Below are 17,297 nucleotides of genomic sequence, written 5' to 3' on the forward strand. Positions count from 1 at the left end.
CAGGTGAGGGGTTCAGTCCGGCTTCGTTGGGGAAAAACGTGGAAGCAGCAAGATGGCCTCCGCATTGGACGGTGAATAGCAGCGCTGGGCAGCCTCACGCCAATGATGCCAAGCAGATGCGGTATGTTCCCTCGGATTCAAGAACACAGGGGTGTAGGACGGAATCCGCAGCCCGAAAACCCTCTCGCGGTTGTGCCATACACCGGGCGCATAGCGGTGCTGCCAGGCAGGGTAGATGGTGTAGATGTTCTCCAGCGCCCAGTCCTGCAGCAGGCAGCCGGGCGCCTCGGCATCGATGCCGGTTTCTTCCCGCACCTCGCGCACCGCGGTCTCGCGCCAGGACTCGCCCTCATGGTCCTTGCTGCCCGTCACCGACTGCCAGAACTCCCCGCCCTCAGGCGCCGGTGCCGTGCGACGCATCAGCAGCACCTGCCCGTCATCACGGTGGATGACGACCAGCACCGACTCGGGGATCTTGTGGCCGGCCATGGCTGGCTTCAGTTCCTGCCCTGCCCGGCCTTGGTGGCCACCGGCGGTGGCAGCTCCTTGGCCTGCAGCGCGCGCACCTGGAAGACCAGCTGGTTGTGCGCATCCAGAAAGGCAGCGGCGATGACCTTGCCCTCGTTGGTATTGCTCCAGCCCGCGCCCGCAGCGCCCAGGCGGCCCAGCACCATGCCGCCCACGCCCAGATCGGTGGTGCGGGCTGCACCCGTGGCAGCGGCCACCTGCTCGGTGGTTTCGTTGTCCGACAGCAGCAGCGCGGTCTGCGCCTCCTTGAACTTGACCTGCTCGACCAGGCCGGCCAGCCCTGCAATGTCTCGCAGCACCGGGATCATGGCGACCACGCCGGCCAGCCCGCGGCCCGCGTCCTGCTCGCTGAAGGTCAGGCTGGGCGTCAGCGTGTACTGGGCCTCGTAGCCCCGGCCCTTGCGCACCGTGGAGTTCTCGCGCAGCACGCCGGAATTCTTCAGGTCCTGCTCCTGCACCGTGCCGCGCAGGCCCGCTCCCCGGTCCACCACGCGAAAGCACCCGCTTTGCTGGGCCAGCAGCTTGACCAGCGGAACGGGCGAGGCCGGCAGCTGATAGCCCGAGCCCATGACGTAGCCGTTGGGATTCTCGGCCAGGGCCAGCGTGGCCACGGGCGCATCGCAGCGCACGAGTTCGCGCGACCCGTTGTTCGCCCCCAGCGGCCCGGCAGAGCCCGTGATCTCCGAACCGCCCTGCCCCAGCTCGGTCTTCTTCTCGCCGCAACCGGACAGGCCCAGCCCTACCGACACCGCCAGCGCCACCGATGCAATGCCTTGAAAACGCATGAAAGCTCTCCGCAAAAAGAAAAACGGCAGAAGCTGCGCCAGCTCCTGCCGTTCCTGTCAAGCCGTGAAGCCTGCTCCTCAGCCCTGCGTGGCCGCCAGCGGATTGCGCAGGCGGATGTGCAGCTCGCGCAGCTGCTTTTCGTCCACGGGCGAAGGTGCCTGCGTCAGCAGGTCCTGGGCGCGCTGGGTCTTGGGGAAGGCGATCACGTCGCGGATGGAGTCGGCGCCCGTCATCAGCGTGATCAGGCGGTCCAGGCCGAAGGCCAGGCCGCCGTGCGGGGGGGCGCCGTACTGCAGCGCGTCCAGCAGGTAGCCGAACTTGGCGCGTGCGTCTTCGGGCGAGATCTTGAGCGCGTCAAACACCTTGCTCTGCACGTCGGCGCGGTGGATACGCACCGAGCCGCCGCCCAGCTCCCAGCCGTTCAGGACCATGTCGTAGGCCTTGGCCAGGCAGTTGCCCGGATCGGTGACCATGAGTTCCTCGTGGCCGTCCTTGGGCGAGGTGAACGGGTGGTGCACGGCCGCCCAGCGGTCGTTTTCCTCGTCGTGCTCGAACATGGGGAAGTCCACCACCCACAGCGGCGCCCAGCGGTCCTCGAACAGGCCGTTGGCCTTGCCGAAATCGCTGTGGCCCACCTTCAGGCGCAGCGCGCCGATGGAGTCGTTGACGATCTTTTCCTTGTCGGCGCCGAAGAAGATGAGGTCGCCGTCCTGTGCACCCGTGCGCTTGAGGATTTCGGCAAGGGCTGCGTCATGCAGGTTCTTGACGATGGGCGACTGCAGGCCATCGCGGCCCTTGGCCACTTCGTTGACCTTGATCCAGGCCAGGCCCTTGGCGCCGTAGATCTTGACGAATTCGGTGTACTGGTCGATCTCGCCGCGCGAGATCTGCGAGCCGCCCGGCACGCGCAGTGCCACCACGCGGCCGCCCTTGGTCGTGGCGGGCGTGGAGAACACCTTGAAGTCCACGTCCTTCATGACCTCGGTCAGTTCGGTGAACTCGAGCTTGACGCGCAGGTCGGGCTTGTCCGAGCCGAAGCGGAAGGCCGCTTCCTGGTACGTCATCATCGGGAACTCGCCCAGATCCACGTTCAGCTGGGTCTTGAAGACCTCGGTGATCATGCGCTGGAAGATGGCGCGGATTTCCTCTTCGCCCAGGAACGAGGTCTCGCAGTCGATCTGCGTGAACTCGGGCTGGCGGTCGGCGCGCAGGTCTTCGTCGCGGAAGCACTTGGTGATCTGGTAGTAGCGGTCGTAGCCGGCCACCATCAGCATCTGCTTGTACAGCTGGGGCGACTGCGGAAGGGCGAAGAACTCGCCGTCGTGCACGCGGCTGGGCACCAGGTAGTCGCGCGCGCCTTCGGGCGTGCTCTTGCCCAGCATGGGCGTTTCGATATCGATGAAGCCTTCCTTGTCCAGGAAGTTGCGCACCTGGATGGCCGTGCGGTAGCGCAGCATCATGTTGCGCTGCATGTAGGGGCGGCGCAGGTCCAGCACGCGGTTGGTCAGGCGCACGGTCTCGGACAGGTTCTCGTCGTCCAGCTGGAACGGCGGGGTGACCGAGGCGTTGAGCACGTTCAGCTCATGGCACAGCACTTCGATCTGGCCGCTCTTGAGCTTGTCGTTGGTCGTGCCTTCGGGACGTGCGCGCACCAGGCCCTTGACCTGCACGCAGAACTCGTTGCGCAGGCCTTCGGCGGTCTTGAACATCTCGGCGCGATCGGGATCGCAGACCACCTGCACATAGCCTTCGCGGTCGCGCAGGTCGATGAAGATCACACCGCCATGGTCGCGGCGACGGTTCACCCAGCCGCACAGGGTAACGGTTTCGCCCATCAGGGCTTCGGTCACGAGACCGCAGTAGTGGGAGCGCATGGCCATGATGAAAAGCTTCCTGCGCCCGGCAAGGGCGCGACAGTTTGTTATTTGGGTTCCGCGGGCACTGCGAGATCCGGTGGAGTCACCACGCCCATGGAAACAATGTACTTGAGCGCGGCATCCACGCTCATTTCCAGTTCGATGCAATCGCTCTTGCGAACGATGACGAAATAGCCGCCCGTCGGGTTGGGCGTGGTCGGCACGAAGACGCTCAGGTATTCGTCGCGCAGGTAGGCGGCAACCTCCCCGCTGGGCGAGCCGGTGACGAAGGCCACGGTCCAGACGCCTTCACGCGGCCACTGCACCAGCACGGCGGTGCGAAACGCATTGCCGCTGTCCGAGAACACGGTATCGGACACCTGCTTGACGCTGGAATAGATGGAGCGCACCACAGGAATGCGGCTGACCACCGCATCGCCCCAGGACACGAGCTTGCGGCCGATGAAGTTGCTGGCCGCCGCACCGACCACGAGCAGGATCAGCAGCGTCAGCACGACACCGAAGCCGGGGATATGGAAGCCCAGCAACCGATCCGGATGCCAGGCCTCGGGCAGGATGGTCAGCGTCTGGTCGAGCGTGCCGATGATCCAGTTGAGCACGCCCAGCGTGATCACCAGCGGAACGATCACCAGCAGGCCGGCGAACAGCCATTTGCGCAGAGCGGACATGAAATGCAAGCCTTGATCAATGGGCCGTTGCGGGCGCGGAGGCAGATGCAGGGGCCGCAGCGGGCGCGGACGCAGTTGCCGCTGGTGCGGCAGAAGTATCCGAGGCAGGAGCATCGGCTGCGGGAGCCGGTGCGGCGGCGCTCTTGCCACCGCTGTTCTTGAAGTCGGTCGCATACCAGCCCGAGCCCTTGAGCTGGAAGCCGGCAGCTGTCAGCTGCTTGGAGAAGGTCTCGGCCCCGCAGGCCGGACAGGTCGTCAGCGGGGCATCCGAGATTTTCCGCAGCACGTCCTTGGCATGACCGCAGGAGCCACACTTGTATGCATAAATAGGCATGGCGCTAATGCTAATACGAGGGAAGATGCAAAACTTTCGATTATAGGCATCCGTCCGATACTGCGGCTGTCTCAAGCCCAATGGCCCAGGCGGGGCAGGCCACAAGGCGCGCGTACAGGGCCGGCAACTGGTGGCCTCCAATGAGAAATGCCAGTCGCGAAGACTGGCATTCCATCAGGCCCGACCGCCCCCGCTGCCGGGGGCTTGCCGCATCCGTGCTCAGCGCCGTACCCGGCCTCGCTGCGTTCCCAGGCCCGCCAGCATGACGGCCAGGCCCATCAGCACCAGGGCAGGCACCCCGGTGGCGGGGACCGGCTCCGGCGCCAACGCGGCAGCAACCACCAACTCCTGGTCACGCGAATTGTTGGCCGGCTCCGGGTCCGTGGTTCCACTGACCGCCGTCACGGTGGCTGTGAGGCTGCCCTGCGTGGTGGGCGTGAAGCTCACCGTGCAGGCAATGCTTGCGCCAGAGGCCAGCGGCGTGCCTGTCGGCACCGCAGGCGTGCATGAGGTGCTGGCATCTGCCGGCAGCCCTGCGATGGAACAATTGGCAAAGGCCGCCGCATTGGGGCCGGCATTCGTGCAGACGAAAGAGCCCTTCACGGGAACACCCACGTTGGCGGTGGCCGGCAGCGTGACGCTGGTGGCCTGCATGTCGGCCCGCTCCACGGGATTGAAGGGGTGTGCCTTGGTGTTGTTGGCCGGCACCGGATCCACGGTGCTGCTGCTCGCCGTCACCAAGGCCGCGATGGTGCCCGTTGTGGTGGGCGTGAACTGCACCGTGCAGGCAATGCTGCCGCCCGATGCCAATGGCGAGGCCGTGGGAACGCTGGGTGTGCAGGACGTGGTCGCCCCGACGGGCAGGCCGGAGATCACGCACGAGGCCGCCGAGGCCTCACTGGGGCCGGCATTGGTGCAGCTGAAGCTGCCGGACACCGGCGCGCCCACCGTCATGGTCAGGGGAAGCGTGATGGAGGTGGCCTGCATGTCGGCCGCTGGCGCAACCGCCAGCACAGCCAGTGTGGCCGGCTGGTTCAGGCCAATAAGACTGAGGTTGGAAGGACCGTTGGTGAAGCTACCTGTCGCGGTCGGACGCACGTCGAGGCTCACCTCGCAAAAGGCGGCGCCCTGGGCCAGGTCTCCGTTGGACACGGTCACGGTACTGCCACCTGCTGCTGCCTGCACGTTCGTGCCGGGGCAGGTGGTGCTGGCATTGCCCTCGACAACCAGTCCTGCAGGCAGGTTGTCGGTAAACGACCAGCCTTGCTTGCGCAGCAGATCGGTCGTATTGGTGATGGTCATGGTCAGCCGGGAGACCTGGCCGAGTTGGATGCTAGCAGGCGAGAAGGCCTTGTCCAGTTGCGGCGTGACATCGATGATCTGCGCGTTGTCGATCGACGAATCGTTGCCCATGGAGCCGGTCTGGTCGTTGTGCAGAACAAACCCGACAGAGGTCCCGCTGAAGAGCAGTGCTCCCGGAGAAGTCACCGTCTGGGCCACAGCGGTCTGGGTGCCGGCAATACCGATAGGTGTTGTATTGAATGACTGTCCACCCACGCATGGATTGATCGCGGTCGTGGAGATGGGCAGCTCCGTACCAGCGTCATTGATCAGGGAAAAACGCAGCAGCGGGGCGACAAATCCCGACGAGCAGAAGGTCGCCACCACATCGGTACGGGCCGTGAGGAATCTGCTGCTGGCACTTTGTGCAATATTGGTGGCGGTGCGAAAGGCAATTGCGCCAGCAGGAAAGGTCCCATTCGCTGTAAGCATTGCCATGACGTGATTGTTGCGTGCAGCCGCCGCACTCTGGCCCTGATAGCGCCCGGCGACCTCGGCCATCTGCTGCAGGTTGTTCCAATTGCCATGGTCCGAGCAGGCCGCAATCATCACCGTCGAACCTGGAGCCTGGCTGAAGGACGTCACTATGCCATTGCACTGGTTGGCGCTCATCCGGTACAGGGGGTCGGCGGTGTACGTCTGTCCCGCAGGGGCCGCGCCCTTGTAGGCCAGCAGATCCCGCCCCTCCGTGTCGATGGGGGGTGTCTGCGAGTTTTCGAAATCCTCGCTCCAGACAATGACCGGCGCGACCGGGATCCTCGGTGCAGCCATTGCCACCTGGCCGCACAGGGCTGGCACAAGCAAGGCGCCTCCAAGCCCTCCCCATCGCAATCGGACGCCGGCAGCAGTCCGCAGCCTCAGCCGGCAAGTCTTCGCAATCAGTTCCAGTGTTCTCATGACAGTGCTTCCTCCCAAGCGTTTGATTTCGGAGGTCCGCCGTACTGTCAGGATCTGTGCTTCATACCGCACATGTCAGCATCTTGGGACCTCCATGATCCCAAGCGCCAACTTTATAGAAAATAACTATCGATAATTGTGATCAATTGTTTTCCAGGTCACATTCAGGCATGCGTTTACCTTTCGGGCCTGAACTCAAGAATGTCTGCGCTGCGATTGGCCAGCCACTGGGGTGCCAGTGACCCGGCCAACATCCCCGTCACAGCCGCCAGCAGTCCCGCCAATTGCTGCGGAAATGCCTCGTGCAAAGCCGGCGTGGCCATGAAGACCACCCACACGCCAATGCCCAGTGCCACGGCGCAAATGGCGCCCTGCGTGGTGGCGCGCTTCCAGTACAGCCCGAAGACCAGCGGTACGAAGGCACCGACCAGCGGCACCTGGTAGGCGCTGGAGACCAACTCATAGATGGGCGTTCCTTCCATCTTGATCGAGTAGGCCAGCACGCAGATGCTGAAGACGAGCACGCTGATGCGCATGGCCAGCAGCATTTCCCGGTCGCTGGCCTGGGTGCGGAACTGGCGCCAGATGTTCTCAGTGAAGGTCACGCTGGGTGCCAGCAACGTGGCCGAGGCACAGGACTTGATGGCCGACAGCAGCGCGCCGAAGAACAGCACCTGCATGACGAAGGGCATCTTGTCCATGACCAGGGTGGGCAGCACCTTCTGCGGGTCCTGCCCGAGCAGTTCCGCCGCCTCCTGCGGCATGATGATCAGCGCGCTGGTCACCAGGAACATGGGCACGAAGGCAAAGAAGATATAGGCCGTGCCGCCGATGACGGTACCGCGCGTGGCGGCCTTTTCGCTGTTGGCCGACATCACGCGCTGGAACACGTCCTGCTGGGGGATGGAGCCCAGCATCATGGTGATGGCCGCGCCAAAGAAGAAGAGGATGTCATGCCAGCTGGGTTCGGGCCAGAACTGGAACAGGTCGCGGCTCACGGCCAGGTCGATGACCTTGTCGGCACCACCGGCCATGTCGCCCGCAAACCAGGCCAGCACCACGAGTCCGACCACGAGGATGATCATCTGCAGGAAATCGGTCACGGCCACCGACCACATGCCGCCGAACAGCGTGTAGGCCAGGATGGACACCACGCCGATGGCCATGCCCACGGGAATGCTGACCGTGCCGCCCGACAGCAGGTTGAAAACCAGGCCGAGCGCCGTGACCTGGGCCGAGACCCAGCCCAGGTAGCTGAGCATGATGATCAGCGAGCAGACGATCTCGATGGAGCGCCCATAGCGGTGGCGGTAGTAGTCGCTGATGGTCAGCAGCGTCATGCGGTAGAGCTTGCCCGCGAAGAACAGGCCCACCAGGATCAGGCACATGCCCGCGCCGAACGGGTCCTCGACCACGCCGCGCAGGCCGCCCTCGATGAACTTGGCGGGCACGCCCAGCACGATCTCCGAGCCGAACCACGTGGCAAACGTGGTGGTGATGATCATGTACATGGGCAGATGGCGCCCGGCAATTGCAAAGTCGGCCGTGTTCTTGACCCGCCTGGCCGCCCACAGGCCAATGGCTATGGTCACGAACAGGTAGGCGATCACCATTGAGAGCAGCACGCTGGCACTCCTGATTCAAAGTGGGAAAAGTCAGAGGGCTTGAAACCCGTCGGTGTTCTCAGTACCAGCGCAGGCGCACCACCAGTTGCAGCAGGATCAGCGCGATCACAAAGCCTATGCCCGCGCTGACGATGGCCTGAAGCAGGCGGTTGGTGAGCTTTTGCTGCTGCAGCAGTTCCTTGAGCAGTTCGTCGTGCTCGCCGGAGTTGCGCGTGAGCCGGCGATGGATCAGGCGCGGCAGCTCGGGAATGAGCTTGGCGTAGCGCGGCGCCTCGGCCTGCAGCTCGCGCCACAGCCGCTGCGGGCCCATCTGGTCCAGCATCCATTTTTCGAGGAAGGGCTTGGCGGTACTCCACAGGTCCAGATTGGGGTCCAGCTGGCGGCCCAGGCCTTCGATGTTGAGCAGCGTCTTTTGCAGCAGCACCAGCTGCGGCTGGATCTCGACATGGAAGCGGCGCGAGGTCTGGAACAGGCGCATCAGCACCATGCCCAGCGAGATCTCTGCCAACGGACGGTCGAAATACGGCTCGCACACCGCGCGGATGGCGGCTTCCAGCTCGTCCACGCGCGTGCTCGGCGGCACCCAGCCGCTTTCGATGTGCAGCTCGGCAACGCGCTTGTAGTCGCGGCGGAAGAACGCCGTGAAGTTCTGCGCCAGGTATTCCTTGTCGTACTCGGTCAGCGTGCCGACGATGCCGAAGTCCAGCGAGATATAGCGCCCGAAGGTCTCGGGCTCCAGGCTGACCATGATGTTGCCCGGGTGCATGTCGGCGTGAAAGAAACCGTCGCGGAACACCTGAGTGAAGAAGATGGTCACGCCGTCGCGTGCGAGCTTGGGGATGTCGACCCCGGCCTCGCGCAGGCGCTCGACCTGGCTGATGGGCACGCCCTTCATGCGCTGCATGACCATCACGTCGTTGCGGCAGAAATCCCAGTACACCTCGGGGATCAGCACCAGGTCCAGGCCTTCCATGTTGCGGCGCAGCTGCGCGGCGTTGGAGGCTTCGCGGATCAGGTCCAGCTCGTCGTGCAGGTAGTTGTCGAATTCGGCCACGACCTGGCGGGGCTTGAGGCGCTTGCCGTCGGCCGACAGCCGCTCGACCCAGCGCGCCATCATGTGCATGAGCGCCAGGTCCTTGTCGATCACGGCCTTCATGCCCGGGCGCAGCACCTTGACGGCCACATCGCGCTGCACGCCGTTGCGGTCGCTGATCACGGCAAAGTGCACCTGCGCGATGGAGGCACTGGCCACCGGCTCGCGCTCGAAGCTCACGAAGATCTGGTCCAGCTTCTTGCGGAAGGCACGCTCTATGGTGTCCACCGCAATCTGCGAATCGAAGGGCGGCACGCGGTCCTGCAACCGGGCCAGCTCCTCGGCCACGTCGGGCGGCATCAGGTCGCTGCGCGTGGACAGCACCTGACCGAACTTCACGAAGATGGGGCCCAGCTCCTCCAGCGCCTCGCGCAGGCGCTGGCCGCGCGGCTTGTCCAGCCGGCGGCCCAGGGTGAGCACCGCGCGTGCGCGGCGCATCCAGGGATGCTCGAAGCTCGACAGCACCAGCTCGTCGAGTCCGTAGCGGAACACCACCCAGAGGATGGTCAGCCCGCGAAGAAACCGGCTCATGGCTTGTCGTTCTCGAAACCGGGCAGGGACACCACGGGGGAACCAACGGGCGCGCTGGCGGGCGCTGCCGAACGTGCGGCTTCAGGGGCGGGGGCATCGGCATCGGGCTTGCCGGCCATGCGGGCGCCCACGAACTGGCGCAGTGCCTGGGCAGCGCTGCGGGCCACCTTGGCCACGGTGTGCGCGGGCGCATCGCCGATGATGCGGGCGAGGTCTTCCTCCACATCCCATTCGACGTGGTCCACCAGCCAGTTGATGTCGGCGGCCAGTTGCACGTCGCCTTCGATGCGGATGGAGGGCTTGTCGCCGCGCAGGGCCACCTGGGCCAGGGCCAGTGCGGAGGTCTCGGTCACTTCGAGCAGCAGATCGGGCTGCGCGTCTTCAGGCGCCACGTTGAACAGGCCGGCCGGCGTGATCTGCAGGGCCATGGAGTAGCCGCGCCACTGCACGCGCGCCACGCGGCCCTTTTGCCGCACCAGGCGCTCGGTGGCCTCCTTTTCCTGCATCAGCACATGGTTGAGGAACAGCACGATGCGCTGATGCACCTCGCTGACCAGCCATTGCGGCGGTTGCGGGCCGGCCATCACGCGTTCCATGAGGCCGTTCAGGAAAGAAAAAGGGGACTGTGTTGCCATAGTCCCCGATTATTCCCGAAGTGAGAGGAATTACTGCAATGCCTGGACTCCGGCGACCAGCCATCCGCTGCTGCCGCTCTTGGGCTTGGTCATGTTCCAGACTTCGCGGAAGGGTGTGGGACCTGCCGAGGCGTCCTCGCGGATCATGCCCGAGAATTCCACGCTGGCCATATAGTCATTGCCCAGGTCCTCGATGCCCAGCAGTTGGGCGTCGATCATGACTACGTCGGTCTGGTTGGGCTGGCCGGGACGCTGGGCCTCGCGTTCGCTGAGCTGGCCACGGATCTCGGTCAGCATCTCGTCGGTCATCATGGCGCGCAGCGACGCGATGTCGGAGCGGTCCCAGGCCGATTGCAGCGTGACGAAGTTGCGCTTGGCAGCGGTGAGGAAGCCCTCGGTATCGAAGCCTTCAGGCACACCCCAGTTCTGCGAGCCTGCCAGGGCCGAGCCGATCTGCACGCCGGAGCCCGAGCCTGCAGCCAGGGCGGCCGGCTGATGGTTCTGCTCCCAGGGACGGGCCGATGCGTCGTTGCCGACCTTCTCGGGGTTGTACTGGCGTGCCAGCGGTGCGCTGTCCACGTTGCCACCGATATTGCCGGCACCGGCAGGCGCTGCGTTCTGGAAGGCAAAGGGGCTGGACGATGCCTGCTGCGCGCCAGCCGCTGCACGGCGCGAACGCATGACCATGCCCACCACCACCATGATGACCAGGGCCAGCAGGCCGATCAGCAGGAACTGGCCGAAGGCGGCGCCCAGGCCCAGCGAGCTCGCCAGCCAGGCCAGGCCCAGGCCAGCGGCCAGGCCGCCAAGCATGGCGCCCCAGGGCTTCTTGGCGGGAGCAGCTGCCGGTGCAGTGGCAGGCTTGCCTGCAGCGTTCTGTGTGGCGGCGTTCTGCGGCGGCGTGTTCTGTGTCGGCGCGCGCGCGGCTTCACGCTGCGTCACGTTGCTCGACTGCTTGCCCACCGATCCGCCACCGCCCATGCGCTTGGCGTCGGCCGTGCCGTGGACCACCACCAGCATCGCGACCAAGACCATAGACCATAGCTTTTTCATGTCATCTCCTCGAATAATCGTGTTGCCGTCACCTCACCGAGCACCTCACGCGCTCAGCACTTGATTCCCACATGCAGCGCGGCAATGCCGCCCGTCATGTTGTGATAGTCCACATGGCCGAAGCCGCATTCCTGCATCAGGCGCTTGAGATCTTCCTGGCCGGGGTGCATGCGGATGGACTCGGCCAGATAGCGGTAGCTGGCGTCATCGCCCGCCACGAGCTTGCCCATGGCCGGAAGAATCTTGAAGGAATACCAGTCGTAGGCTTTCTCCAGGGGCTTGGCCACCTTGGAGAATTCCAGCACCAGCAGCTTGCCGCCGGGGCGCAGGACGCGGTTCATTTCCTTGAGCGCCGCATCCTTGTGCGTCATGTTGCGCAGGCCGAAGGCCACGCTGACCAGATCGAAATGGTTGTCCGGAAACGGCAGGGCCTCGGCATCGCAGACCATGGTGGGCAGGATCACGCCCTTGTTGATCAGCCGGTCCCGGCCTACGCGCAGCATGGCTTCGTTGATGTCGGTGTGCACCACCTGGCCAGTGGAGCCGACCTTCTTGGCGAAGGCCAGGGCCAGGTCGCCCGTGCCGCCCGCGATGTCCAGCGCCTTGTCGCCTTCCTTGAGGTTGGCCACCATCACCGTATAGGCCTTCCAGGCACGGTGCAGACCACCCGACATCAGGTCGTTCATGACGTCGTAGCGCGAAGCGACCGAGTCGAACACGCCGCGCACGCGGCTGGCCTTCTCGCGCTCGTCCACCGACTGGAATCCGAAATGTGTGGTGCTCATAACAACGATGCTAAGCAAGCAGTAGTAATGCGTACAGCGACAACCCCGTGTGGCCACGGGCTTTGCCGGGCAAGGGTTATCAAGAACAAACAGCCTGAAACGCCTTCAAACAAAGACTTTCAAGCTATTTTTAATATAGCACCACCCCCAATAACCCTGTGCTGTGCAAAGGTCCTGAATGTGGCGCTGCGGGAACGGCGCGGCAGACGCCGCGCCCCGGCCCCTGCGTGCGTACTGCGTCAGTGGCTGCCGCAGCCGTGCCCGCCGCCGCCGGCCTTGCCGGGCATGGGGGTGTCGCGGTCCATGCCGGATTCCTGCAGGCGGTCCAGGTACTGGGTCCAGAACTCGTCCTGGCGGCGGCCCAGTTCGTAGAGGTATTCCCAGGTGTACAGGCCGCTTTCATGCCCGTCGCTGAAGAAAGGCTTGATGGCGTAGTTGCCCACGGGCTCGATGGCCGTGATGGCCACGTCGCGCTTGCCGGTCTGCAGCACTTCCTGGCCCGGGCCATGGCCTTGCACCTCGGCCGAGGGGGAGTACACGCGCAGCAGCTCGAAGGGAATGCGAAAGCTTGCGCCATCGGAATAGGCCACTTCCAGCACGCGCGATGCGCCGTGCACGGTCAGGGCTTCGGGAGTTGGGGTGTCAGGGGTCAGGCCGGCCATGCGGTGCTCCTCATTCAGTGGCGGGGTGCTGCTGCCAGGCATCGAGTGCCTGCGACAGCGCCGTGTCAATGGCTGGCAAGCGCGCTGCCACCTCGGCCTCGCGCTCGCCATTGCGCGGGCGCTGGGCAGCAGCCCAGACCGAGCCCGGAAAATGGCTGTCCCATTCGAAGCGCGCAACCACATGCCAGTGCAGGTGCGGCACCATGTTGCCCAGCGCCGCCAGGTTGATCTTGGCCGGCGCAAGGCGCTCGCGCAAGACGCGCTCGACCACGACCACGGCATCCATGCAGTGCTGGCGGTCGGCGGCATCCAGGTCGGAGAACTCGGCCACATGCGCATTCCAGACCACGCGGTAGAAGGCCGGGAAGCCCTCTTCCTGGGCGCGGATCACTCGCAGGCGCCGGCCGCGCCAGACGGGCACGCCGCCTTCTGTGGCGCACAGGGGGCAGGAAGCAGAAGCAGCCATCAGACCAGAACCCGTTCGATGCCGCCGGCGTTGGCGCGCTGAACATATTCGGCCATCCAGTTCTCGCCCAGGATTTGGCGCGCCATCTCGACCACGATGTAGTCGGCCTCCAGCAGGCCGTTGTTCATGTCGCCGCCGTAGCGCGACAGGCCCTGCAGGCAGCTGGGGCAGCTGGTGAGGATCTTCACGTTGTCCTTCTCGGCCAGGGCGCCGCTGGCGCGCAGCGCGGCCTCGCCCTTTTTGAGTTCCTCTTCCTTGCGGAAGCGGATCTGCGTGGAGATGTCGGGGCGCGTGACGCCCAGCGTGCCCGATTCGCCGCAGCAGCGCTCGCTCTTGATCACGCCGTCGCCGACCAGGGCCTTGACGGTCTTCATGGGGTCCTGCAGCTTCATGGGCGAGTGGCAGGGGTCGTGGTAGAGGTAGCCCTCCTTGCCCTGCAGCGTCACGCCCTTTTCCAGCAGGTACTCGTGGATGTCGATGATGCGGCTGCCCGGGAAAATCTTGCCGAACTCGTAGCCCTGCAATTGGTCGTAGCAGGTGCCGCAGCTGACCACCACGGTCTTGATGTCCAGGTAGTTGAGCGTGGTGGCGACGCGGTGGAAGAGCACGCGGTTGTCCGTGATCATCTTCTCGGCCTTGTCGAACTGGCCGCTGCCGCGCTGGGGATAGCCGCAGCACAGGTAGCCGGGTGGCAGCACGGTCTGCACGCCGGCATGCCAGAGCATGGCCTGGGTGGCCAGGCCCACCTGGCTGAACAGGCGCTCGGAGCCGCAGCCGGGGAAGTAGAACACCGCCTCGGTGTCCGCGCTCGTGGTCTGCGGGCTGCGGATGATGGGCACGTAGTCCTTGTCCTCGATGTCCAGCAGGGCGCGCGCCGTCTTGTTGGGCAGGCCGCCGGGCAGCTTCTTGTTGACGAAGTGGATCACCTGCTCCTTGAGCGGCGCGCGCCCCACCGAGGCCGGCGGATGCTGGGTCTGCTTCCTGGCCAGGCTGTGGAGCACGTCGGAGGCCAGGCGCTGGGCCTTGAAGCCCACGCCGACCATGGCCGAACGCATGAACTTGATGGTGTCCGGATTGGTGGCGTTGAGCATGGCCATGGCCAGCTTGTTGCCGGGCCGGAAGCTCTTCTTGTCCATCTTGCGCAGCAGATTGCGCATGTTCATGGTCACGTCGCCGAAGTCGATCTTCACCGGGCAGGGGTTGAAGCACTTGTGGCAGACCGTGCAGTGGTCCGACACGTCCTCGAACTCCTGCCAGTGGCGCAGCGACACGCCGCGGCGCGTCTGCTCCTCGTAGAGGAAGGCCTCGACCAGCAGCGAGGTCGCCAGGATCTTGTTGCGCGGGCTGTACAGCAGGTTGGCGCGCGGCACGTGGGTGGCGCACACGGGCTTGCACTTTCCGCAGCGCAGGCAGTCCTTGACCGAGTCGGCAATGGCGCCGATGTCGCTTTGCTGCATGATCAGCGACTCGTGCCCCATCAGGCCGAAGCTGGGCGTGTAGGCGTTGGTCAGGTCGGCGAACATCAGCGATTCGCGCGGCGAGCGGCCGTCATGGCTCTGGCCCACCACGGCCTGCAGCTTCTCGTTGCGGATCAGCTTGCCCTTGTTGAAGCGGCCTTCGGGGTCCACGCGCTGCTTGTAGGCGGCAAAGGGCGCCAGCTCGTCGTCGCTGAGGAACTCCAGCTTGGTGATGCCGATGCCATGCTCGCCCGAGATCACGCCGTCCAGATGGCGCGCCAGCACCATGATGCGTGCCACGGCCTCATGGGCGGTCTGCAGCATCTCGTAGTCGTCGCTGTTGACCGGAATGTTGGTGTGCACGTTGCCGTCGCCGGCGTGCATGTGCAGCGCCACCCAGACACGGCCCTTGAGCACGCGCTGGTGGATGGCGTTGACTTCGGCCAGCAGCGGCTGGAAGGCCGCGCCCGCGAAGATCTGGGCCATGGGCGCCTTCAGCTGGGTCTTCCAGCTGGCGCGCAGCGTGTGGTCCTGCAGCTGCGGGAAAAGATTCTCGACATCGTCCAGCCAGCCCTGCCACAGCGTGCGCACGTCGGCCACCAGGGCCAGGGCCTGCTGCACGCGGTCCTCCAGCAGCTCGGCCGAGGGGATGTCGCCCGCATCGTCCTGCTTGCCCAGCGGCAGGTCGCCGTGCTGGAAGAAGTCCGTCAGCGCATCGCACAGCTTGAGCTTGTTGCGCAGCGACAGTTCGATGTTGATGCGCTCGATGCCGTCCGTGTACTCCCACATGCGGGGCAGCGGGATCACCACGTCTTCATTGATCTTGAAGGCGTTGGTGTGACGCGAGATGGCGGCCGTGCGCTTGCGGTCCAGCCAGAATTTCTTGCGCGCCTCGGCGCTGACGGCCGTGAAGCCTTCGCCGTTGCGCGAGTTGGCAATGCGCACCACCTCGGCGGCCACGCGGGCCACATCGTCGGCGTTGTCGCCGGCAATGTCGCCCAGCAGCACCATCTTGGGCAGATGGCCGTTGCCCTTCTTGCTCTTGGTGGCGTAGCCCACGGCCTTCAGGTAGCGGTCGTCCAGGTGTTCCAGGCCGGCCAGCAGCACGCCCGAGCGCTTTTGCTCGGCGAACATGAAGTCCTTGATCTCGACAATGCTGGGCACGGCGTCCTTGGCGTTGCCGAAGAACTCCATGCAGACCGTGCGCGTGTGCTCGGGCATGCGGTGCACGACCCAGCGCGCGCTGGTGATCAGGCCGTCGCAGCCTTCCTTCTGGATGCCGGGCAGGCCCGACAGGAACTTGTCGGTCACGTCCTTGCCCAGGCCTTCCTTGCGGAATTTCTGGCCGGGAATGTCCAGGCGCTCGCTGCGGATGGAGGTCTTGCCGTCTGCCTCGAAGTACTGCAGCTCGAAGCTGGCCGTCTCGGCGTCATGGATCTTGCCGAGGTTGTGGCCCACGCGCGTGACTTCCAGCCACTGCGCATCGGGCGTCACCATGCGCCAGGACACCAGGTTGTCCAGCGCCGTGCCCCAGAGCACGGCCTTCTTGCCGCCCGCATTCATGGCAACGTTGCCGCCGATGCACGAGGCCTCGGCCGATGTGGGGTCCACGGCGAAGACGAAGCCCGCGCGCTCGGCCGCATCGGCCACGCGCTGCGTGACCACGCCGGCTTCGGTGAAGATGGTGGGCACCTCGTGGTCCACGCCGGGGATGCGGCGCATCTCCACCTCCGTCATGGCCTCGAGCTTTTCGGTGTTGATCACCACGCTGCGCCAGGTCAGCGGGATCGCGCCGCCCGTGTAGCCCGTGCCGCCGCCGCGCGGAATGATGGTCAGGCGCAGCTCGATGCAGGCACGCACCAGGGCGGCCATCTCGGCTTCGGTATCGGGGGTGAGCACGACGAAGGGATACTCGACGCGCCAGTCGGTGGCGTCCGTCACATGGGCCACGCGCGACAGGCCGTCGAACTTGATGTTGTCCTTGGCCGTGTGGCGGCCCAGGCTCTTTTGCACCCGGCGGCGCAGTTGCTCGGCCTCGACGAAGGTGGCGTTGAACTCATGCACGGCGCGGCGCGCCGCATCCACCAGCTGGCCCACCAGCGCATCGCGCCCGGGATCCTGCTGCGGAGCACGGCGCTTGTTGATCTCGCCCAGGCGGTGCTCCAGTGCTTCCACCAGCGCCTTGCGGCGATCGGGGCTGTGCAGCAGGTCGTCCTGCAGGTAGGGATTGCGCTGGACGACCCAGATGTCCCCCAGCACCTCGTAGAGCATGCGGGCGGAGCGGCCCGTGCGCCGCTCCTGGCGCAGCTGGTTGAGCACATCCCACATGGAAGTACCCAGCAGGCGGATCACGATCTCGCGATCGGAAAACGAGGTGTAGTTGTAGGGAATCTCTCGCAGACGTGCAGGTTCGGCTGCCTGTGCCTGCAGGGCCGCCAACGCAATCGGTACATTCATGGGGGTAGACCGTGTCTGGCGCTCTAGGGGCGCCGCTAAGCCAAGTGGGAGCGCAATTTTAAGCGAGCCCCTCGAAGGCCCGCTTCCTACGGGGCTCTGGGC

14 protein-coding genes are annotated in these 17,297 nt (G+C 65.2%); all 14 read right to left on the reverse strand.

The features are described 5' to 3' along the window. Positions 1-12: 12 nt before the first annotated feature. Positions 13-489: a dihydroneopterin triphosphate diphosphatase gene (nudB, locus tag ACF8ME_RS02240; RefSeq protein WP_047468134.1), complete on the reverse strand. Its 477-nt coding sequence runs from the start codon at positions 487-489 to the stop codon at positions 13-15. A gap of 8 nt (positions 490-497) precedes the next feature. Further along, positions 498-1,313, reverse strand: coding sequence for a CsgG/HfaB family protein (locus ACF8ME_RS02245; protein ID WP_392415086.1), 816 nt, complete (start codon positions 1,311-1,313; stop codon positions 498-500). 78 nt (positions 1,314-1,391) lie between these two features. Next, positions 1,392-3,194, reverse strand: coding sequence for an aspartate--tRNA ligase (gene aspS, locus ACF8ME_RS02250; RefSeq protein ID WP_016445679.1), 1,803 nt, complete (start codon positions 3,192-3,194; stop codon positions 1,392-1,394). Positions 3,195-3,235: 41 nt separating this feature from the next. Next, positions 3,236-3,859, reverse strand: coding sequence for a DUF502 domain-containing protein (locus ACF8ME_RS02255; RefSeq protein WP_016445678.1), 624 nt, complete (start codon positions 3,857-3,859; stop codon positions 3,236-3,238). A 16-nt stretch (positions 3,860-3,875) separates the two neighbouring features. Next, entirely contained in the window at positions 3,876-4,193 is a 318-nt protein-coding gene (locus ACF8ME_RS02260; protein WP_016445677.1) for an FmdB family zinc ribbon protein, read from the reverse strand. Positions 4,194-4,412: 219 nt separating this feature from the next. Then, positions 4,413-6,431 carry a hypothetical protein gene (locus tag ACF8ME_RS02265; RefSeq protein WP_392415088.1) on the reverse strand — a complete coding sequence of 673 codons (2,019 nt, stop codon included), beginning with the start codon at positions 6,429-6,431 and terminating at the stop codon, positions 4,413-4,415. A gap of 176 nt (positions 6,432-6,607) precedes the next feature. After that, positions 6,608-8,056 (reverse strand): sodium:solute symporter family protein, encoded by a 1,449-nt coding sequence (locus ACF8ME_RS02270; protein WP_016445675.1) that lies wholly within the window; start codon positions 8,054-8,056, stop codon positions 6,608-6,610. Between the two features lie 58 nt (positions 8,057-8,114). After that, a complete protein-coding gene (gene ubiB / locus ACF8ME_RS02275) occupies positions 8,115-9,680 on the reverse strand; it encodes a ubiquinone biosynthesis regulatory protein kinase UbiB (RefSeq protein WP_016445674.1) in 1,566 nt (521 codons plus the stop codon). Then, the gene (locus ACF8ME_RS02280; RefSeq protein WP_026062830.1) at positions 9,677-10,315 is read right to left on the reverse strand and encodes an SCP2 domain-containing protein; all 639 of its coding nucleotides are present in this window, start codon (positions 10,313-10,315) and stop codon (positions 9,677-9,679) included. Before ACF8ME_RS02280 ends, ubiB begins: the two co-directional genes overlap by 4 nt. Positions 10,316-10,345: 30 nt before the next feature. Continuing rightward, positions 10,346-11,368 carry a Tim44 domain-containing protein gene (locus ACF8ME_RS02285; protein WP_016445672.1) on the reverse strand — a complete coding sequence of 341 codons (1,023 nt, stop codon included), beginning with the start codon at positions 11,366-11,368 and terminating at the stop codon, positions 10,346-10,348. Between the two features lie 53 nt (positions 11,369-11,421). Further along, on the reverse strand, positions 11,422-12,153 hold the full coding sequence (ubiE, locus tag ACF8ME_RS02290) for a bifunctional demethylmenaquinone methyltransferase/2-methoxy-6-polyprenyl-1,4-benzoquinol methylase UbiE (RefSeq protein WP_012207259.1): 732 nt from the start codon (positions 12,151-12,153) through the stop codon (positions 11,422-11,424). 239 nt (positions 12,154-12,392) lie between these two features. After that, complete coding sequence (locus tag ACF8ME_RS02295; RefSeq protein ID WP_016445670.1) at positions 12,393-12,815, reverse strand: gamma-butyrobetaine hydroxylase-like domain-containing protein; 423 nt, start codon at positions 12,813-12,815, stop codon at positions 12,393-12,395. Between the two features lie 10 nt (positions 12,816-12,825). Then, complete coding sequence (locus ACF8ME_RS02300; protein ID WP_047217083.1) at positions 12,826-13,281, reverse strand: HIT family protein; 456 nt, start codon at positions 13,279-13,281, stop codon at positions 12,826-12,828. After that, a complete protein-coding gene (locus ACF8ME_RS02305) occupies positions 13,281-17,195 on the reverse strand; it encodes a DUF3683 domain-containing protein (RefSeq protein WP_392415089.1) in 3,915 nt (1,304 codons plus the stop codon). Before ACF8ME_RS02305 ends, ACF8ME_RS02300 begins: the two co-directional genes overlap by 1 nt. Positions 17,196-17,297: the final 102 nt, after the last annotated feature.

This window comes from Delftia sp. WSY_7 (assembly GCF_043104845.1).
GTDB lineage: Bacteria > Pseudomonadota > Gammaproteobacteria > Burkholderiales > Burkholderiaceae_C > Comamonas > Comamonas tsuruhatensis.